We start from the raw sequence: 18,926 nt of genomic DNA on the forward strand, positions 1-18,926 counted from the left end.
GGTAACAAAACGAAGAATTAAACGGCATAAAAAAGTATTATGCCGTCTTAAAATAGAGGATTATTTTAAATTCCCGACCAGGGCTTTGCGGCTATCTTCCAGAGTCACAACGCGGCTACAAACATCTTTGCCAAACTGCTGGAAATCTTTTTCCTGCTTTTTCCACTCGGTTTGGATTGAGGATTGCAGCCCCCCCAGGCTTCCCAGCACATTCTGTAATGGGTTACCGCCGCTTTTCAGCACCGCTTTCGCGCCCATTTCATTAATGCTGTCCTGTAAAATTCCACCCATTGCCTGATTCACTAATTGCTGGCCTTCGGCGCGAACCTGATCAATGGCTTTATAGTGAAACGTCAGGCCATCGCTGCGCGTTTCAATAATGCGGTTCATCTGCTCTTTCAGCTGCGCATCAAGTTTGGTCAGACGGCTGCGCATTTTGCTGCTTTCGCCCATCTCCTGAACGATAATTTTATCCAGAGCAATACGGGCTTTCTCGACGCGGCTTTTCGCGCCTTCATCAATCCACGGCAGCGTGCTGCGTAGTTCAGCCTGATAATCCTTCGCCTGCTCGCGCTGGGCGGCATTCAGGGAATATTGCTTACCGTTATACATCACGTTGCCGTCTGGCGTGATCACCAGATTGCCGTTTTCGCCCTTCACCTGCACGGTTTGCGGGCTGACAATCACATCGTCACGCGGCGTGACGCTGCACTGGTAGTCGGCGTGAGCGGTCATTGCCGTCACTGAAAGTGCTGCCGCCAGCAGCATTTTGCGCATCATAGTCTTCCCTCAAGAAAAAATCAGGCCAGCATTTGCTGGCCCCAGATTGATAACAAAGTACGCGTTTTCCATGCCGGATGCGGCGTAAACACCTTATCCCGCCTACTCGATCGTGCATCTTTCCAGGCCTGATAAGCGTAGCGCATCAGGCAGTTTTGCATTTGTCATCGCCCGTATGCTTTCTTAGTCCCACCAAACGTCGAAAAGTTCGCTGGTGCGTACCTCATCCAGTTTGCGCTCTTCCAGCCACTTACGCACAATCGCCTGATGTTCTTCGGTGCATTTGCCGATTTCCTGCATGCAGATCAGACCTTCCCAGGCCAGATAACCGCTGCCGTCAAAGGCCAGTTTGTTCGGTTCGATAACCTCGTTAATAAAATCATCAACGGTTTTATCAATCTGTTCTTCCGATGTACCTTCCGGGAATCGCCATGCCACCGAAAATCCTAATTCCTGGAATTCGTCGATGTGCATTTTTTTACGCAGACGACGGCTACGGTTCTTTGCCATTATTTCACCCTCTCGAACATTAAGTCCCATACTCCGTGACCAAGACGATGACCACGTTGTTCAAATTTCGTCACCGGACGTGATGCCGGACGCGGTACGTAATCATTGCTCTCTGACAGGTTTTTATAACCGTCAATAGAAGACATCACTTCAAGCATATGTTCCGCATAAGGTTCCCAGTCGGTCGCCATATGGAATACGCCCCCCAGCTGCAGTTTGCTTTTTACCAGTTCGGCAAACGGCACCTGAACGATACGGCGTTTATTATGGCGCGCTTTGTGCCACGGGTCAGGGAAAAAGAGCTGCACCATGCGCAATGAATTGTCAGGAATCATTTTATGCAGCACTTCAACCGCATCGTGACACATCACGCGCAGGTTGCTTAAACCTTCTTCATGCGCAGAAGCCAGGCACGCACCAACGCCCGGTGAATGCACTTCAATGCCGAGGAAGTCCTGCTCAGGGCGATCTTTAGCCATTGCCACCAGCGACGCCCCCATGCCAAAACCAATCTCAAGCGTCACCGGCGCTTCACGGCCAAAAAGCGCGGGGAAATCCAGCATATCTTCGCTGAACTCAACGCCCATCACCGGCCAGTAGTTTTCCAGCGCATGTTCTTGGCCTTTGGTCAGTCGCCCCTGGCGGCGCACAAAACTACGGATACGGCGCAGTGGGCGGCCGTTTTCATCAAATTCCGGTGAAATGACGTCGTTTTTCATAAAGGTTTAGTCGCTTGTGAAAGTGTTCTGAAAACGGGCATTATCCAAAGTTAGTTGCCGGATGCAAGCATGATAAGGCCGTGGCTGCGGAAAGTTCCGGTTTACACCCTGCCGTCGCTGTGCTGCAATCTTGCCCCCAACAACAGTGAATTCGGTGACCATGCAAGCGTCGCAATTTTCAGCCCAGGTTCTGGACTGGTACGATAAATACGGGCGAAAAACTCTGCCCTGGCAAATTGACAAGACGCCCTACAAAGTATGGCTCTCAGAAGTGATGTTGCAACAAACTCAGGTTGCGACCGTTATCCCCTATTTTGAACGCTTTATGGCGCGCTTCCCGACGGTGACCGATCTCGCCAATGCGCCGCTCGACGAAGTTCTCCACTTGTGGACCGGGCTTGGCTATTACGCCCGCGCGCGCAATCTGCATAAAGCGGCACAACAAGTGGCGACCTTACACGGCGGTAAATTCCCGGAAACCTTTGAGGAAGTTGCAGCACTGCCGGGCGTCGGGCGTTCCACCGCAGGCGCGATTCTCTCGCTTTCTCTGGGTAAGCACTTTCCGATTCTCGACGGTAACGTCAAACGGGTGCTGGCGCGCTGCTATGCTGTAAGCGGCTGGCCAGGGAAAAAAGAGGTCGAGAATAAATTATGGAGTTTGAGCGAGCAGGTGACGCCCGCGGTTGGCGTGGAACGGTTTAATCAGGCGATGATGGATTTGGGTGCGATGCTTTGTACGCGCTCGAAACCGAAATGTTCGCTCTGTCCGCTACAAAACGGATGTATTGCCGCCGCCAACAATAGCTGGGCGCTTTATCCGGGCAAAAAACCGAAACAGACGCTGCCGGAGCGCACCGGCTACTTTTTGCTATTACAGCACGAAGATGAAGTATTGCTGGCGCAGCGTCCGCCGAGCGGATTGTGGGGCGGTTTATACTGTTTCCCGCAGTTTGCCGACGAAGAAAGTTTGCGGCAGTGGCTGGCGCAACGGCAGATTGCTGCCGATAACCTGACGCAACTGACCGCGTTTCGGCATACCTTCAGCCATTTCCACTTAGATATTGTGCCTATGTGGCTTCCCGTGTCGTCATTCACCGGCTGCATGGATGAAGGCAATGCGCTCTGGTATAACTTAGCGCAACCGCCGTCAGTTGGCCTGGCGGCTCCCGTGGAGCGTTTGTTACAGCAGTTACGCACTGGCGCGCCGGTTTAGCGCGTGAGTCGATAAAGAGGATGATTTATGAGCAGAACGATTTTTTGTACTTTCCTGCAACGTGAAGCAGAAGGTCAGGATTTTCAGCTGTACCCCGGCGAGCTGGGAAAACGCATCTATAACGAGATCTCCAAAGAAGCCTGGGCGCAGTGGCAGCACAAGCAAACCATGCTGATTAATGAAAAGAAACTCAACATGATGAATGCCGAGCACCGCAAGCTGCTTGAGCAGGAGATGGTCAACTTCCTGTTCGAGGGTAAAGAGGTGCATATCGAGGGCTATACGCCGGAAGATAAAAAATAAAAACAGTGCCGGAGCACGCCTCCGGCAACTTGCATAAAAACAAACACAACACGCACCCGGAATGATGAAAAAATATCTCGCGCTGGCTTTGATTGCGCCGTTGCTCATCTCCTGTTCGACGACCAAAAAAGGCGATACCTATAACGAAGCCTGGGTCAAAGATACCAACGGTTTTGATATTCTGATGGGGCAATTTGCCCACAATATTGAGAACATCTGGGGCTTCAAAGAGGTGGTGATCGCTGGTCCTAAGGACTACGTGAAATACACCGATCAATATCAGACCCGCAGCCACATCAACTTCGATGACGGTACGATTACTATCGAAACCATCGCCGGGACAGAACCTGCCGCGCATTTGCGCCGGGCAATTATCAAAACGTTATTGATGGGTGACGATCCGAGTTCGGTCGATCTCTATTCCGACGTTGATGATATTACGATTTCGAAAGAACCTTTCCTTTACGGTCAGGTGGTGGACAACACCGGGCAGCCGATTCGCTGGGAAGGTCGCGCAAGCAACTTCGCGGATTATCTGCTGAAAAACCGTCTGAAGAGCCGCAGCAACGGGCTGCGTATCATCTACAGCGTCACCATTAACATGGTGCCGAACCACCTTGATAAACGTGCGCACAAATATCTCGGCATGGTCCGCCAGGCGTCACGGAAATATGGCGTTGATGAGTCGCTGATTCTGGCAATTATGCAGACCGAATCTTCCTTTAACCCGTATGCGGTCAGCCGTTCCGATGCGCTGGGATTAATGCAGGTGGTACAACATACTGCCGGGAAAGATGTGTTCCGCTCGCAGGGGAAATCCGGCACGCCGAGCCGCAGTTTCTTGTTTGATCCTGCCAGCAATATTGATACCGGCACCGCGTATCTGGCGATGCTGAACAATGTTTATCTCGGCGGAATTGATAACCCAACATCGCGGCGTTATGCCGTCATCACCGCCTATAACGGCGGCGCAGGCAGCGTGCTGCGAGTCTTTTCGAATGATAAGATTCAGGCTGCCAATATTATTAACACCATGACGCCGGGCGATGTTTATCAGACGCTGACGACCCGCCATCCCTCTGCGGAATCTCGCCGTTATCTTTATAAAGTGAATACCGCGCAAAAATCCTACCGCCGCCGATAATTCCATTAACCGCCCCTGACGATGCTCAGGGGAAAAAATGTTATCCACATCACAATTTCGTTTTGCAAATTGGGAATGTTTGCAATTATTTGCCACAGGTAACAAAAAACCAGTCCGCGAAGTTGATAGAATCCCATCATCTCGCACGGTCAAATGTGCTTTTTCAAACACTCATCCGCATCACGATGTGAGGAAATTAACATGAATCTTAAGCTGCAGCTGAAAATCCTCTCTTTTCTGCAGTTCTGTCTGTGGGGAAGTTGGCTGACGACCCTCGGCTCCTATATGTTTGTTACCCTGAAGTTTGACGGTGCTTCTATTGGCGCAGTTTATAGCTCACTGGGTATCGCAGCGGTCTTTATGCCTGCGCTGCTGGGGATTGTGGCCGACAAATGGTTAAGTGCGAAATGGGTATATGCCATTTGCCACACCATTGGCGCTATCACGCTGTTCATGGCGGCACAGGTCACGACACCGGAGGCGATGTTCCTTGTGATATTGATTAACTCGTTTGCTTATATGCCAACGCTTGGGTTAATCAACACCATCTCTTACTATCGCCTGCAAAATGCCGGGATGGATATCGTTACTGACTTCCCGCCAATCCGTATCTGGGGCACCATCGGCTTTATCATGGCAATGTGGGTGGTGAGCCTGTCTGGCTTCGAATTAAGCCACATGCAGCTGTATATTGGCGCAGCACTTTCCGCCATTCTGGTTCTGTTTACCCTGACTCTGCCGCATATTCCGGTTGCTAAACAGCAAGCGAATCAGAGCTGGACAACCCTGCTGGGCCTCGATGCATTCGCGCTGTTTAAAAACAAGCGTATGGCAATCTTCTTTATCTTCTCAATGCTGCTGGGCGCGGAACTGCAGATTACCAACATGTTCGGTAATACCTTCCTGCACAGCTTCGACAAAGATCCGATGTTTGCCAGCAGCTTTATTGTGCAGCATGCGTCAATCATCATGTCGATTTCGCAGATCTCTGAAACCCTGTTCATTCTGACCATCCCGTTCTTCTTAAGCCGCTACGGTATTAAGAACGTAATGATGATCAGTATTGTGGCGTGGATCCTGCGTTTTGCGCTGTTTGCTTACGGCGACCCGACTCCGTTCGGTACTGTACTGCTGGTACTGTCGATGATCGTTTACGGTTGCGCATTCGACTTCTTCAACATCTCTGGTTCGGTGTTTGTCGAAAAAGAAGTTAGCCCGGCAATTCGCGCCAGTGCACAAGGGATGTTCCTGATGATGACTAACGGCTTCGGCTGTATCCTCGGCGGCATCGTGAGCGGTAGAGTTGTTGAGATGTACACCCAAAACGGCATTACCGACTGGCAGACCGTATGGTTGATTTTCGCTGGTTACTCCGTGGTTCTGGCCTTCGCGTTCATGGCGATGTTCAAATATAAACACGTTCGTGTCCCGACAGGCACACAGACGGTTAGCCACTAATTACGCAAAGAAAAACGGGTCGCCAGAAGGTGACCCGTTTTTTTTATTCTTACTTCAACACATAACCGTACAACCGTTTCATGCCATCCGCATCGGTTTCGCTATAAACACCTTGCAGCTCCGGCGAAAATCCCGGCAACAAATTCACCCCTTCTTCCAGTGCAAGGAAATAACGTTGAACCGCCCCACCCCAGACTTCCCCGGGTACCACGCAAAGCACGCCAGGTGGATAAGGCAACGCCCCTTCTGCCGCAATTCGCCCTTCGGCATCACGAATCCGCACCAACTCCACGTCACCGCGAATATAAGCGCTATGCGCATCCTGGGGGTTCATCACCACTGACGGGAAACTCTGCTGGCGGAACATCGCTTTTTGTAGGTCTTTGACGTCGAAACTGACATACAGATCGTGCATCTCCTGACACAACTGGCGCAGGGTGTAGTCGCGATAGCGCACCGGATACTTGTTATAAACGCTCGGCAACACCTCAACCAGCGGCGAGTCATCCTCAATATGCTGTTCAAATTGCGCCAGCATCGCCACCAGTTGTGCCAGCTTCTCGTGGCTTTCCGCCGGAGTTAATAAAAACAGAATGGAGTTGAGATCGCACTTCTCCGGCACAATGCCGTTCTCACGCAGATAGTGCGCCAGAATCGTCGCCGGAACGCCAAAGTCGCTATATTCGCCGGTTTCGGCATCGATACCTGGTGTAGTGAGTAACAGCTTGCACGGATCAACAAAATACTGATCCGCGGCATATCCTTCAAAGCCGTGCCACTTCGCCCCCGGCTCAAAACTGAAAAAACGGCGGTCGCTGGCTAACACTGATGTCGGATAATCCTGCCACAATTTGCCATCAACAACGGGCGGGATAAACGGGCGGAACAGCTTACAGCGCGCAAGAATAGCCTTGCGCGCTTCAATCCCTATCTCAACACACTCAGCCCACAGCCGACGCCCACTCTCCCCTTCATGAATTTTGGCGTTAACATCCAGTGCAGCAAACAGCGGATAGAAAGGGCTGGTAGAAGCATGGAGCATAAAGGCGTTATTCAACCGCTTATGCGGGCAAAAACGCGCCTGTCCGCGGATATGGTTATCTTTTTTATGGATCTGCGACGTCTGTGAGAATCCCGCCTGCTGTTTGTGCACCGACTGAGTCACAAAGATCCCCGGATCGTTTTCGTTAAGTTCTAACAGCAGCGGCGAGCTATCCGCCATCATCGGGATAAATTGTTCATAACCGACCCACGCGGAATCAAACAGAATGTAATCACACAGATGCCCAACGGTATCGATCACCTGACGGGCGTTATAGACAGTGCCGTCATAGGTTCCCAGCTGAATAATCGCCAGGCGATACGGGCGCGGCAGGTCGGCTTTTTCTGGCGCAACGTCGCGAATTTGCTGGCGCAGATACTCTTCATTAAAACAGTGCGCATCAATACCGCCAATGAAACCAAACGGGTTGCGTGAAGCTTCCAGATAGACCGGCGTCGCCCCCGCCTGAATCAGCGCGCCGTGATGATTCGACTTATGGTTGTTACGGTCGAAGAGCACCAGATCGCCACGCGTTAACAGCGCATTCGTCACCACTTTATTCGCTGCCGATGTGCCGTTCAGCACAAAATAGGTTTTATCGGCATGAAAGACTTTGGCTGCGAATTTCTGCGCATCTTTCGCCGATCCTTCATGAATAAGCAGATCGCCCAATTTTACGTCAGCGTTACACATATCGGCGCGAAAGACGTTCTCACCAAAGAAATCGTAAAAATGGCGTCCGGCAGGATGCTTATTAAAAAACGCACCATGTTGATGTCCAGGGCAAGCAAAGGTGCTGTTGCCCATCTCAACGTACTGCGTCAGCGTGTCATAAAACGGTGGCAGCAAATTCTCTTCATACTGACAGGCTGCGGATTCCAGCTCCAGCCACTGCTGCTCGTTGCCGTTGATTACCGCCGTAACGCCCGCAGGTAATTCAACAGCATGTTCGGAATACAAAAACACCGGTAGATGAAAACCGGTGCGCTTAAGCAACGCAAGAATGCCACTGCGACTATCCGCAGCGGTAATGACGACTGCCGCGACGTCCGTAAAATCAGTATCTCCCAACGCCACCACGCGACGATGAGAAGAAAGTCGGGATACCAGTTCACTACTGGCGGCAATATTCATTGATTTCATAAGCGCAAACCCGTTTCGGGGAAGTAAGAATACCGGACAAGGTGGAAAACCCTGCCCCATGAGATATGGGTCAAACTGGTCACCAGCTCCGACCGCCAGACATCAGTAAAAGCAGAAACGCTCTGATTTTACTGTTGTCCTGCAGTGAGCGTGCGTTAACTTCACCGCATGAGCAGTAACATAGAAAGGGAAACGTTTCGCGCGAAACGGCGATAAGCGAGAGAATGTAAGGAGATGGCGTGCATCGGGCAAACTCCGTACAGAGAGGAGAAAATTCGCGCAATCATGGCACCTTTCGCTAAAGCGTGCAAGCCAGGACTTTGCGAACAAACAAGCCATCGACGGCACCAAACGGTCATAATAAGAAAATCAAACAATACAGTTAACAGGAACTCTTGTGGTCATCGGCCCTTTTATCAACGCTAGTGCAGTATTACTGGGTGGCGTTCTCGGCGCACTGCTCAGCCAACGCTTACCGGAACGTATCCGCGTCTCCATGACATCTATTTTTGGTCTGGCATCGCTGGGGATTGGTATTTTACTAGTGGTGAAATGTGCCAACCTTCCAGCGATGGTTTTAGCTACGCTACTTGGCGCTCTAATTGGCGAAATTTGTTTGCTGGAGAAAGGTGTCAATACAGCAGTCGCCAAAGCACAAAATCTGTTTCGTCACTCACGTAAGAAGCCAGCGCATGAATCTTTTATTCAGAATTATGTCGCGATTATTGTCCTGTTTTGCGCCAGCGGCACCGGGATCTTCGGGGCGATGAACGAAGGGATGACCGGCGATCCGAGTATTTTAATCGCCAAGTCATTTCTTGATTTCTTTACGGCGATGATCTTCGCCTGCTCGCTGGGTATTGCGGTATCGGTGATTAGTATCCCATTACTGATCATCCAGTTAACGCTGGCGTGGGCTGCCGCGCTGATTTTACCGCTGACCACACCGTCGATGATGGCAGACTTCAGCGCCGTAGGCGGTTTATTGCTGCTGGCAACCGGATTACGCATCTGTGGCATTAAAATGTTCCCGGTGGTCAACATGCTTCCAGCACTCCTTCTGGCAATGCCGCTTTCCGCCGCCTGGACCGCCTGGTTTGCCTGACAATGCGTGCAATATCGGCAAAGTGATGATAGATTGTGCAGTCTGCAGTAAATTGAAGAAATTTGATTGACGAGACGAGGCGAATCAGGTTTAATGCGCCCCGTTGCCCGGATAGCTCAGTCGGTAGAGCAGGGGATTGAAAATCCCCGTGTCCTTGGTTCGATTCCGAGTCCGGGCACCAAATTCATATCAACGGACCTCCACGGAGGTCCGTTTTCGTTTCAGAACACCATGATTTAAGTGTTCTTCCTCCAAATCAATTCTACCGAACTCAACCAGATTCCCCCCACATCAACCCCATTGTGTGGGTATAATTGCGGGTATACCTCAGTTCGACAGAATTTGTACCCTCTTTAACGCATTCAGAAGGCTGAAATATGGCACTGACTGACGCAAAAATTCGGGCTGCAAAGCCCACTGACAAGGCGTATAAACTCACTGACGGAGCTGGCATGCTCATGCTGGTACATCCCAATAGTTCCCGTTACTGGCGTCTCCGTTATCGTATTTTGGGTAAGGAGAAGACTCTTGCACTTGGTGTGTATCCAGAAGTTTCTCTCTCCGAAGCTCGTGCAAAACGGGATGAGGCCCGAAAACTAATTTCGGCGGGGATTGACCCTTGCGAACAGAAAAGAGCTAAAAAAGTAGCCCCTGGTTTACAACTCTCTTTTGAACATATTGCACGACGCTGGCATGCCAGTAATAAACAATGGACACAATCACACAGCGATAAAGTACTCAAAAGCCTCGAGACGCATGTTTTCCCTTTTATCGGCAACCGAGATATCACAAAACTCAACACTCCGGACCTGCTTATCCCAGTTCGCGCTGCAGAGGCTAAACAGATTTATGAAATCGCCAGTCGTCTGCAGCAAAGGATATCTGCTGTAATGCGTTATGCCGTACAGTCTGGCATCATCAGATATAATCCTGCTCTGGATATGGCTGGCGCATTGACCACTGTAAAACGCCAGCATCGCCCCGCTCTTGATCTTTCACGTCTTCCTGAACTTCTGTCCCGTATTGGCAGTTATAAAGGTCAGCCTGTTACCCGACTTGCTGTTATGCTGAATTTACTGGTTTTTATTCGCTCCAGTGAACTCAGATATGCCCGCTGGTCAGAAATTGATATTGAAAATGCCATGTGGACTATTCCTGCTGAACGCGAGCCTCTGCCAGGCGTAAATTTCTCGCACCGGGGTTCCAAGATGAGAACTCCGCATCTTGTTCCCCTCAGCAAGCAGGCTGTAGCTATACTTACAGAACTTCAGACATGGGCTGGTGAAAATGGTCTGGTCTTTACGGGAGCACATGACCCGCATAAACCAATCAGTGAAAACACCGTAAATAAAGCCCTCAGAGTTATGGGGTATGACACAACCCAGGATATCTGTGGGCATGGATTCAGGACGATGGCATGTAGCGCGTTAATAGAATCAGGATTGTGGTCCCGTGATGCAGTGGAACGTCAGATGAGTCATCAGGAGCGTAATGGTGTACGTGCTGCTTACATTCATAAAGCAGAACATCTGGGAGAACGCCGACTGATGCTACAGTGGTGGGCCGATTTTCTGAATGCAAACAGAGAAAGATTTATCAGTCCATTTGAATATGCAAAGATTAATAATCCGTTAAAACAGTAATCATCCCGGGCAAATGCCCGGGAACTACTCCAGGACTATTTTCTTTGTTAAAAAAAGACAAACGGTATGAACTGATGTATTTACTGTTTACCTGATTGCACCCTGCAGGGGATTATCAGAATCCACGATTATTCATTATTTATATATATTCAATAAAAAGGAACCTCAAAAAAAAAATCCCGCACTCACAGGGTGATGCGGGATAACTGACGTAAGGAATGCTGCCGGGATTTGGTGGTCCCTTGTGCTGATATGAATACAGATTCTATTTTATACATAATACTTTTCAGTACAAGCGACTGTATTACAGTTTGCCATATATGATTACCTGTGATCCGGAAGAATAAGTGGCTGCAGCTTCAGACTGACCGCCGGTACAAGTTCGCTCAGAATAACCAACCTGAGTCGCAATATCGACAATGTACTCGCCCTGCTAGCGCATTTGCTTTACCATCTAAAAGTCTTCTCTGCTCAGTATGTTGATGTCCTTTCTGATGTAAGAACCTCTAGGAAACAACATGTTGGATGGTTCGAGCTAATCCAAATGGTGATTTACCGTCTTATATCATTGGCGCTGACAATCCGGCGTTCCAGTTCGTCAATACGAGGAGAACATCCGTCAAGGCGGGGTAATAAAGCTCTTAAGCGGTCGTTGTTCCTGACAGCCTTCGCTGCACTCATAGCCCCAATATCCAGGGCCTACTACACAAACGACATAGCTAGGTGTTTATCGCCCTAGCAAGACAGCGCAGAAACGTTCTGTTCACCATAATATCTGACGGAGCTTTATATGTAAGCGTACAGCGAGGGCCGTATTGACGGGGATGTGTTATTCAGCTGGCAGTGCTATGCGCCACGGAAGCAGTTCGCTGACCCGGTTGACCGGCCAGTCTGCTATGACGCCAGGCACATGGCGAAGGTAGCTTTCTGGATCCACGTCATTCAGTTTGCACGTCCCGATCAGGCTGTACAGTAGCGCTCCCCGCTCACCACCATGGCCAGAGCCGAAGAACAGGGTCTTCATCTTTTCACGCAACCAGCTTTCCAGGGATTTCAACAGCGGTTTCGTTTTTCGCTGACGTTCAGCAAGCCGCTGCTCTGCCGGCATTCCCCTTATATCCGCCTCTATGGCGTACAACTGACCGATCTGCTCCAGGGCTTCTTCCGTCAGTGCTGACGGGATGCGGACGTGCACATCGTGGATCTTTCGGCGGGCATGAGCCCAGCAGGCAGCTTCCGTTATCCCACCATTGCGATACAGCTCGTTGAACCCGGCGTACGCATCCGCTTGCAGCACACCGCTGAAGCAAGCAAGATGAGTCTGCGGATGGATGCCTTTTCTGTCCGGGCTGTAAGCGAACCACACTGCAGGTGCCAACGCTGACCCGGCATTGCGGTCATCACGAACATACGCCCACAACCGCCCGGTCTTCGTCTTCTTATTACCCGGCAGCAGTACCTGGACCGGGGTATCATCGGCATGGAGTTTGCCGTCAGTCATGACATCGCCATGAAGCGCCTCTTCCAGCGGAGACAGCAGCCGGCAGCATGCATCCACCCAGCCCGACAGCAGTGAACGGCTCAGCTCCACACCTTGCCGGCCGTATATTTCTGACTGGCGATACAGCGGGGTATGCTCTGCATACTTCGAGGTCAGCACACGGGCCAGCAGCCCCGGTCCGGCGACACCCCGCTCGATGGGCCGCGAAGGTGCAGGTGCCTGCACGATGGCATCGCACTGAGTACAGGCATGTTTTTCCCGTACCGTCCGGATAACCCGGAAGGCGCTACGCATCAACTCCAGCTGTTCGGCGGTATCCTCGCCCAGATAGCTCAGTGAACCGCCGCAGTTCGGGCAGCACGGCGCCGCAGGCAACAGCCGCTTTTCGTCACGGGGTAGTGATTCAGGGAACGGCTTACGGGTGCGGGTCTGACGCAACGGACGCTGTACTGCCGGGTCATACACCCTACCAGTCAGCGTATCGCTCTCTTTCTGAAGCCGGTTCAGATCGGCTTCCATTTGTGCGATACGGCGGGAGACTTTTTCGGAACGACTGCCGAAGTTCATCCGGCGGAGTTTATCCAGCTGCGCCTGCAGATGGTCTATTTCGCGCTCCCGGTTGCTCAGCTTTTCCTGCAGGGCGTGGATCAGCGCTTCCTGTTCGGCCAGGCGCTGTTTCAGCAGGAAGATGTCGTCAGAAGAGATGTCGTTCATAAGCCCGTATTTTACCGGGCTTATTCTGTGACAACCAGGATAAAGAGATTTACAGCATGGTCATGGAGGTCAGCAGCCGCTTGGGCTGTCGCCAGTCGATACCTTCCAGCAGCATCGCCAGCTGCGCCTGTGTAAGGAACACTTTGCCATCACGGGCTGACGGCCAGGCGAAGCGCCCACGCTCCAGCCGTTTGGTCAGGAGGCACAGTCCGTCACCGGTGGACCACAGCAGTTTAACCTGACTGCCGCTGCGGCCCCGGAAAATGAAAACATGGCCGGACATGGGATCGTCTTTCAGCGCCGTCTGTACTTTCGCAGCCAGGCCGTTGAAGCCATTTCTCATATCGGTGATACCGGCAACCAGCCAAATTTTGGTCCCGGAAGGTAACGGGATCATCGCTTCAGTTCCTGTATCAGCAGAGTCAGGAGCTTTTCGCTGACATTGCCATTGAAGCGGAGCGTCCCGTGCCGGAACGTTACCTCACAGCTGATACTGAGGGTTTCCGGGTCCTCTGCGAGCGATTCTGGCTGTTCGGCAGCTGCATCGAGAGTCACAGGAAGTAGCTGGGGGCTCTCTGAAGAAGGTAATAGCAGCTTTCCCTCGCGCCATTGTTGTCGCCATTTGAACAACAGATTGGCGTTAATGCCATTTTCAAGAGCAAGTTTTGAGATGGATATCCCGGGTTCACAGGAGGCAGCAACGAGCTGCTGTTTAAATTCGGGAGGATAATTAGGGCAGCCTTTTCGCCTGCCGGGAGTCACATTTTTCTGCATATCTGACACTTTGGTTCCCACTACTTATTTGGTGGACACCACTTTGTCTAATTCGTCAGATTCTGACCAGACGGTTCAGGCTGTACGCTTACCACTATTTTATCCCTGTTGAATTTGGTTAAGCCGGTGCAGACGCGCCGGGAAACGCACACCTGAACCGGCACAATAAAATACAATACAACCCCCTGTTACTGGAGATACGAATGGAATGACGAGGCAGCCTGTCAGTCACAGGGGGCTGTTGGCATAAAATCAACGGAAAGGCCACCAACACCGGAATTAAGCTCCACAGTCCCCGCACTGGCAATCCATTCCCGGGAAAGGCATTACCGCAAACTGCTCCGGAGGCAACCATTACAGCCTCTGTAACGGATTATCAACCCTGGCATCTTCCGACGGCACCTCCTGCCGCCCCCACGCCCTGCTGTATACCCCGGTACCGCAGCGTGGGCAGCACTTTTCCCCCTCATAATCTTCGTCACACATCACACAAAACCACTTTCTCACCTTCACCGTATAATCCGGAACCGTCATGCCCTGCAGATGCAAACGACGGGCCTCTTTCTCTGCCGGGTCAAGCCAGGTACATCGCAGCAGGATTTTTTCAGCGACAGTCATCTGGTCATGTTCAAACCACGGTGGTTGTCCGTCATTGCCCCGCTGAAGTGTTAACGGGCATCCACAGGACACACAGCACAAAACGTCCTGTCGGTTGTGCTTCGCAGCTTCTTTCGCCGTAACAAAATGGCCTTTGCTGTCATTCGCCATATAACAGTTCAGAATTCGCATATTTCCTCCTGAGTTGTCCGGGGAATACTGAATCCTCCGGTCTGGCAGTGTGTGCAGTACTGCTCCCCATAATAATCGTGGTGACATTGTCTGCAGTGCCAGCTGGCTTTACGCACCACGGGTAAGGCATCCGGTACGAATTGCTGCAGACGTTTAATCAACTGTATTTCTCTGCGCTCCGGCCTGACATAAGGGCACTGTTGACCGTGCTCTGTCAGCCTGTCGTCAGTGTGTTCAAACCAGGGAAGTTCAGTGTCGTATTGCGGATGGTATCTGAGTGCACTGCCACACAAGTGGCAGGTGTAGTGAGCATAAGGTGCGGCCTGTGCAGTACGGGCGCCCGTCAGACGTCCGTTGCTATCAAGAGCGATAAAGGATTTTGCGTACATAGTCATATTCCTCAGCCGCCAGACGACACGCAGGCAACAGCCGTCCCGGTACGGGCAGCGTGGTCAGGGTGTGAATGGCGGTTCAGTTAAAATCTGGACTGGAGTTTGGGTAAAGCAGGCTGGTTGCTGTTACAGCACTGTGGTTGTCACACAATGGAACACTGACGTAAAAAACAGTCAGTGGACGAGTGGATACATCGTTGCCGCCAGACAACAACCCATACTTTTGGTTTGCCGGATATTGGCGCGCCAGTCGTGCTCAACTCCGGCTACAGCCAAAATTGCGCTCACCGGTGCAGTGAGCTTTGGTATGCTCCTTCGCCAGATAGTCAGCACGTTCCAGCACTTGCTGAAAGCCGGTGTCATCATTACGCGCCAGCCACACCGCCGGCCAGGCCGGAAAATGCACCAGCGTGGCATAGCACCCGACATCCACTCCCAGGGCACTGCACCACGCCTGTTTAATCATCCCGGCCAGAGACTCCGGAGCGCGGTAATCACCGGCACGACACCAGGTATCCCGGTTGACCAGCAGCATCAGGTGATAGTGTTTTTTACCTTTGAACTCCCCAAACTCCCGGGCCCAGACGTAATGCAGGGTTGTGGGATGCACGCGTTTACCTTCCCGATGCTTACGTTTCTGGTAAGCGTCGATTCGGGCTTTCAGGGCATTGATGAAGCGGGATATCACAGCTGCGTCCGTTGCTGCCGGTACATCCGGGAGACGCAGGTCAACCCGCAATGCCGTCAGGCGGGGATGAACATTCAGTGCGTGCCGCACCGTCTCACGAATACGTTGCTGCCAGAAGGGGTTGTATTTGTAGGTCATGGTTAAATCTCCGTATGGTTCATACGGAATAACCACGTCGTAAAAAATGCGCAGAGTCCCTGAGGTGACCTCCGGCAGGACACTGTCTCAGGCACTCTGTGATAACCCGAACGGTCGTCTCCGGACTGGCGGTTGAATTTTCAGCGTCGTTTTTTAATGTAAAAAACCGGTTACGGGTAAGGCTGTGAGGAGGGAGTTATGGTGATACGCAAAAAGAAGTGCAGGGACTGTGGAAACGCGATTACTAATAATACAGAGCCTGTTTAAGATTCTGTGTAAATGCCTTGTCTCAGACGTGACCGTCCAGGCGGTCACCGAACTCGATAATAAAGCGGCTCATTGCCATTCGCCAGTCCTTCAACGGCATCGTCCAGTGTGTTGCCCGTATTGTGGTTCTGTCGACCCCTTCGGCTACTACCGGAATACAGACCGTATCGTTACCATACTGCTGGCGCTGATTATTGTGGTCCTGCTGACTACTGTCAGCGTCAGTGTGTGTATACTGTGTAGCTGGTGAGATAACGGTTCATGTATCCCCTGAGCTGACAGTGTACCGTGTATATTAAGCGTAACCGACAGGTTCTCCTTCATACCATATTAAATTTTCCAGGTATTGCCGCTGCCTTATTTCGTCCCATACAGGAAAACTCATCTGGGTTTCTGACAAATACGCGAAACTCACAGCCCCTCAATATCAACCACACGTTGTAAGCCGGTAATACCTGAAAATCAGCCTATTACCGCCCACGCCTCCGGCACCATTCCCTTTTGATTTCGAATTCTTTGTTGTCGCTATACCGCTTAATGTTCCCGGTCCTCCGGTGCAGATAACACCGGAGTCATCGTAGCGCTGCTTCAATATTAAGGTGACATATTTCCAGACGGAAGCCGGCGCGCGATCGTAAAGTTTGTTCATTGTCAGTTCTGCCAGCCGGTTGTCAACGGCAGAGTTAAAGGCTTCCAGCTCCGCAAGGGTAAGTTTATAACGCGTGTGGGAATTCACTTTTCCCGCGTCTCCTGACGTATTACGGGCTGCCACTTACCTGGTGTCCCGCAATACAGCCTTAGTGTTCCGTTATCGGGGATCCGGACGCACCGCAACAACCGGGGAAGTATTTCTGGTTTAGAGCAGTGTCAAGAGGGATTTCTCAGCCCCTCACTCACCGGCTCAGTCTCAGGGCAGGAGCATTAATACGCTCAGTTCATGTCTTATACAGGAATGGGCACAGGGGGAGCTGGCGTGTCACTGCTGATTTTACGCATCAGCGTTCATGTATCTGCACTCTGATACATGAACGATTCACAGCGCTCTGTTACCGGAGAGATTTACTCTCTTAGCTTACTCTGGAAAATCCTTTACGTTACTCTCTGATGACTTCTTATATTTATAATACCAATCAGACAGCCTTATCCCATCGGTGATATCAGTCTCCTCCTCGCCAGGAACGGGCTGACTCACTGTAACCACCTCCGAAAACAACTCTGCAATTATCAGAACGCCTGCTTCTCTCCCTGTCCTCACGAAAACTATCCCCTCTTTATCGCGCGTGCGTGCGGAAGCATCTTTTCGCAACAACCACCCGGTATACCGGTACGGCTCAGCCACCGCAACCTCCCCGTTTATTTCCTAGCGGTCACATTCCCGATTATTTTTTACGTTTCTCCCCGGTTGTTATGCCGGTGAAGGTGGCGCGCTGTTTTCATGACCACACCGGCTGGTTTAACAACATCCGGAGGAACATTCTCATGGCTACCCCAGTTTCACTGATGGATGACCAGATGGTCGACATGGCATTTCTCACTCAACTGACCGGCCTGACAGATAAGTGGTTTTACAGGCTCATCAGGGATGGGGCCTTTCCGGCTACCATCAAGCTGGGCCGCAGCTCCCGCTGGCTGAAAAGTGAAGTGGAAGCCTGGCTACAGGCGCGTATTGCACAGCCCCGCCCGTAATTTCTGACCGTTATCCGTTCACCCGCAGCAGACGTAATCCCCGGCCTGCCGGCGGCATTCTGCTGCCTGTTATATCCCCGTGAGGAATATGAAAATGAAACAACAGTATCAGACCCGCTACGAATGGCTCCACGAAAGCTACCAGAAATGGCTGACCGGCTTCACCCGGCACGCCGTATCCTGGGGCGTGTGTCATCCGAATATCTACTACTTCCATAATCTGACGCCCGGTTGGGTGTCATTCAATGGTGAAAAACCGGAGATTGCCATCGTACCCCAGAGCCTGCACCGGCTGATTTATGGCCCTGACAAACGGGCCACGCCGCCCCTGGATGATGATCTGATTGTGAATTTATGCACCAGTGAACATCTGCTGGTTCATCATCCGATGCTGGAAGGCATTCTCCTGTCTGAATGTGAACGTCTGAGGCAGCGTTCTCTGGCAAATAAACTGATCAGCCTCTTCCGTCAGTTTGGTGGCACGGAGTTGCACCTCAAACTGGTCTGGCTTTGCTGGCTTGATTTAATGACCGGAAACAGCCTTGAAGACTGGAAAGAGAACCTGAAACGGAAATCAGAAAAAGAGCTGGAGGAATGGATCATCAACCGTCAGAGGCAGAGCGCAGCACTGACGGATCTGATGGATCAGTACGTGCTCCTGGCATACCGCACAACGGTTGACGATAGCCGCAACTGATGCCGGTTGCTTCCGGAAGGTGTGACAAAATACGGAAATGATGATGCTCCCGGCCCCGCATGCTCACCTGCAGAGCGTGTTCGTCGTCATCATACTGAGCCATGACGGGCGTCTTAAGGGCATCCTGTCATTGCTGAGCAGGCAACACCACCAGAGGAGCCACGGACAGGGATGTTCTTTACAGCCCGATACACGCCAGGTTCTCAGCAGACTGAATGTG

General features: G+C 51.5%; 21 protein-coding genes, 1 tRNA gene and 2 pseudogenes. 10 read left to right on the top strand and 14 right to left on the bottom strand.

The genetic code is table 11. The features are described from left to right. Positions 1 to 60: 60 nt before the first annotated feature. The 3 genes from ACJHWK_RS17205 to trmB form a co-directional block, all read right to left on the bottom strand. Positions 61 to 780, bottom strand: coding sequence for a DUF2884 domain-containing protein (locus ACJHWK_RS17205; protein WP_000984796.1), 720 nt, complete (start codon positions 778 to 780; stop codon positions 61 to 63). A 183-nt stretch (positions 781 to 963) separates the two neighbouring features. Next, the gene (locus ACJHWK_RS17210; protein WP_001107564.1) at positions 964 to 1,290 is read right to left on the bottom strand and encodes a YggL family protein; all 327 of its coding nucleotides are present in this window, start codon (positions 1,288 to 1,290) and stop codon (positions 964 to 966) included. Beyond that, positions 1,290 to 2,009 (bottom strand): tRNA (guanosine(46)-N7)-methyltransferase TrmB, encoded by a 720-nt coding sequence (gene trmB, locus ACJHWK_RS17215; RefSeq protein ID WP_000786911.1) that lies wholly within the window; start codon positions 2,007 to 2,009, stop codon positions 1,290 to 1,292. Before trmB ends, ACJHWK_RS17210 begins: the two co-directional genes overlap by 1 nt. Positions 2,010 to 2,169: 160 nt before the next feature. On the opposite strand from trmB, the gene mutY reads away from it, so the two are divergent. The 4 genes from mutY to nupG all read left to right on the top strand — a co-directional run bounded on the left by mutY (position 2,170) and on the right by nupG (position 6,127). After that, positions 2,170 to 3,222 (top strand): A/G-specific adenine glycosylase, encoded by a 1,053-nt coding sequence (mutY, locus tag ACJHWK_RS17220; protein WP_047663900.1) that lies wholly within the window; start codon positions 2,170 to 2,172, stop codon positions 3,220 to 3,222. Positions 3,223 to 3,249: 27 nt separating this feature from the next. Next, entirely contained in the window at positions 3,250 to 3,525 is a 276-nt protein-coding gene (locus tag ACJHWK_RS17225; protein ID WP_000091700.1) for an oxidative damage protection protein, read from the top strand. Between the two features lie 64 nt (positions 3,526 to 3,589). Next, positions 3,590 to 4,669, top strand: coding sequence for a membrane-bound lytic murein transglycosylase MltC (gene mltC / locus ACJHWK_RS17230; RefSeq protein WP_000760323.1), 1,080 nt, complete (start codon positions 3,590 to 3,592; stop codon positions 4,667 to 4,669). A gap of 201 nt (positions 4,670 to 4,870) precedes the next feature. Continuing rightward, positions 4,871 to 6,127: a nucleoside permease NupG gene (gene nupG / locus ACJHWK_RS17235; protein WP_001299430.1), complete on the top strand. Its 1,257-nt coding sequence runs from the start codon at positions 4,871 to 4,873 to the stop codon at positions 6,125 to 6,127. A gap of 49 nt (positions 6,128 to 6,176) precedes the next feature. Here nupG and speC read toward each other — a convergent pair whose 3' ends face one another. Further along, positions 6,177 to 8,312, bottom strand: a complete 2,136-nt coding sequence (gene speC, locus ACJHWK_RS17240; protein ID WP_001333295.1) for an ornithine decarboxylase — start codon at positions 8,310 to 8,312, stop codon at positions 6,177 to 6,179. Between the two features lie 161 nt (positions 8,313 to 8,473). After that, positions 8,474 to 8,557 carry a protein YqgH gene (yqgH, locus tag ACJHWK_RS17245; protein ID WP_211180506.1) on the bottom strand — a complete coding sequence of 28 codons (84 nt, stop codon included), beginning with the start codon at positions 8,555 to 8,557 and terminating at the stop codon, positions 8,474 to 8,476. Positions 8,558 to 8,709: 152 nt separating this feature from the next. Here yqgH and ACJHWK_RS17250 point away from each other — a divergent pair, with 152 nt between their 5' ends. The 4 genes and pseudogenes from ACJHWK_RS17250 to ACJHWK_RS17265 form a co-directional block, all read left to right on the top strand. Next, on the top strand, positions 8,710 to 9,417 hold the full coding sequence (locus ACJHWK_RS17250) for a DUF554 domain-containing protein (RefSeq protein WP_000234514.1): 708 nt from the start codon (positions 8,710 to 8,712) through the stop codon (positions 9,415 to 9,417). A 105-nt stretch (positions 9,418 to 9,522) separates the two neighbouring features. Then, positions 9,523 to 9,598: transfer RNA gene (locus ACJHWK_RS17255), tRNA-Phe, on the top strand. Between the two features lie 196 nt (positions 9,599 to 9,794). After that, a complete protein-coding gene (locus tag ACJHWK_RS17260) occupies positions 9,795 to 11,060 on the top strand; it encodes a tyrosine-type recombinase/integrase (RefSeq protein ID WP_001697401.1) in 1,266 nt (421 codons plus the stop codon). 568 nt (positions 11,061 to 11,628) lie between these two features. Then, a pseudogene (locus ACJHWK_RS17265) lies at positions 11,629 to 11,879 on the top strand (IS110 family transposase); the annotation flags it as partial. Positions 11,880 to 11,889: 10 nt separating this feature from the next. On the opposite strand, the gene tnpC reads toward ACJHWK_RS17265, so the two are convergent. The 8 genes and pseudogenes from tnpC to ACJHWK_RS17305 form a co-directional block, all read right to left on the bottom strand. Then, complete coding sequence (gene tnpC, locus ACJHWK_RS17270; RefSeq protein WP_032204298.1) at positions 11,890 to 13,275, bottom strand: IS66 family transposase; 1,386 nt, start codon at positions 13,273 to 13,275, stop codon at positions 11,890 to 11,892. A gap of 49 nt (positions 13,276 to 13,324) precedes the next feature. Beyond that, positions 13,325 to 13,672, bottom strand: a complete 348-nt coding sequence (gene tnpB / locus ACJHWK_RS17275) for an IS66 family insertion sequence element accessory protein TnpB (protein ID WP_001556208.1) — start codon at positions 13,670 to 13,672, stop codon at positions 13,325 to 13,327. Next, positions 13,669 to 14,049: an IS66-like element accessory protein TnpA gene (gene tnpA / locus ACJHWK_RS17280; RefSeq protein ID WP_001171554.1), complete on the bottom strand. Its 381-nt coding sequence runs from the start codon at positions 14,047 to 14,049 to the stop codon at positions 13,669 to 13,671. The genes tnpB and tnpA overlap by 4 nt, the downstream gene beginning before the upstream one ends. A gap of 354 nt (positions 14,050 to 14,403) precedes the next feature. Next, complete coding sequence (locus ACJHWK_RS17285; RefSeq protein WP_001586600.1) at positions 14,404 to 14,838, bottom strand: zinc-ribbon domain-containing protein; 435 nt, start codon at positions 14,836 to 14,838, stop codon at positions 14,404 to 14,406. After that, complete coding sequence (locus ACJHWK_RS17290) at positions 14,826 to 15,227, bottom strand: putative zinc ribbon protein (protein WP_000270986.1); 402 nt, start codon at positions 15,225 to 15,227, stop codon at positions 14,826 to 14,828. Before ACJHWK_RS17290 ends, ACJHWK_RS17285 begins: the two co-directional genes overlap by 13 nt. Positions 15,228 to 15,486: 259 nt before the next feature. Further along, a complete protein-coding gene (locus ACJHWK_RS17295; protein WP_001825896.1) occupies positions 15,487 to 16,056 on the bottom strand; it encodes an inovirus Gp2 family protein in 570 nt (189 codons plus the stop codon). 865 nt (positions 16,057 to 16,921) lie between these two features. Next, positions 16,922 to 17,095 (bottom strand): annotated as a pseudogene (locus ACJHWK_RS17300) (Hha/YmoA family nucleoid-associated regulatory protein); the annotation flags it as partial. A 300-nt stretch (positions 17,096 to 17,395) separates the two neighbouring features. After that, positions 17,396 to 17,662: a hypothetical protein gene (locus ACJHWK_RS17305; RefSeq protein ID WP_112082944.1), complete on the bottom strand. Its 267-nt coding sequence runs from the start codon at positions 17,660 to 17,662 to the stop codon at positions 17,396 to 17,398. Positions 17,663 to 17,802: 140 nt separating this feature from the next. Here ACJHWK_RS17305 and ACJHWK_RS17310 point away from each other — a divergent pair, with 140 nt between their 5' ends. Beyond that, positions 17,803 to 18,009 carry a helix-turn-helix transcriptional regulator gene (locus tag ACJHWK_RS17310; RefSeq protein ID WP_000235226.1) on the top strand — a complete coding sequence of 69 codons (207 nt, stop codon included), beginning with the start codon at positions 17,803 to 17,805 and terminating at the stop codon, positions 18,007 to 18,009. Between the two features lie 94 nt (positions 18,010 to 18,103). After that, positions 18,104 to 18,706 carry a hypothetical protein gene (locus ACJHWK_RS17315; RefSeq protein WP_000813449.1) on the top strand — a complete coding sequence of 201 codons (603 nt, stop codon included), beginning with the start codon at positions 18,104 to 18,106 and terminating at the stop codon, positions 18,704 to 18,706. On the opposite strand, the gene ACJHWK_RS17320 is transcribed toward ACJHWK_RS17315, so the two are convergent. Beyond that, positions 18,612 to 18,809 (bottom strand): hypothetical protein, encoded by a 198-nt coding sequence (locus ACJHWK_RS17320; protein WP_001333284.1) that lies wholly within the window; start codon positions 18,807 to 18,809, stop codon positions 18,612 to 18,614. The genes ACJHWK_RS17315 and ACJHWK_RS17320 overlap by 95 nt on opposite strands. Positions 18,810 to 18,926 lie beyond the last annotated feature (117 nt).

It is taken from the genome of Escherichia sp. WS547 (genome assembly GCF_046486065.1).
Classification (GTDB): domain Bacteria; phylum Pseudomonadota; class Gammaproteobacteria; order Enterobacterales; family Enterobacteriaceae; genus Escherichia; species Escherichia coli.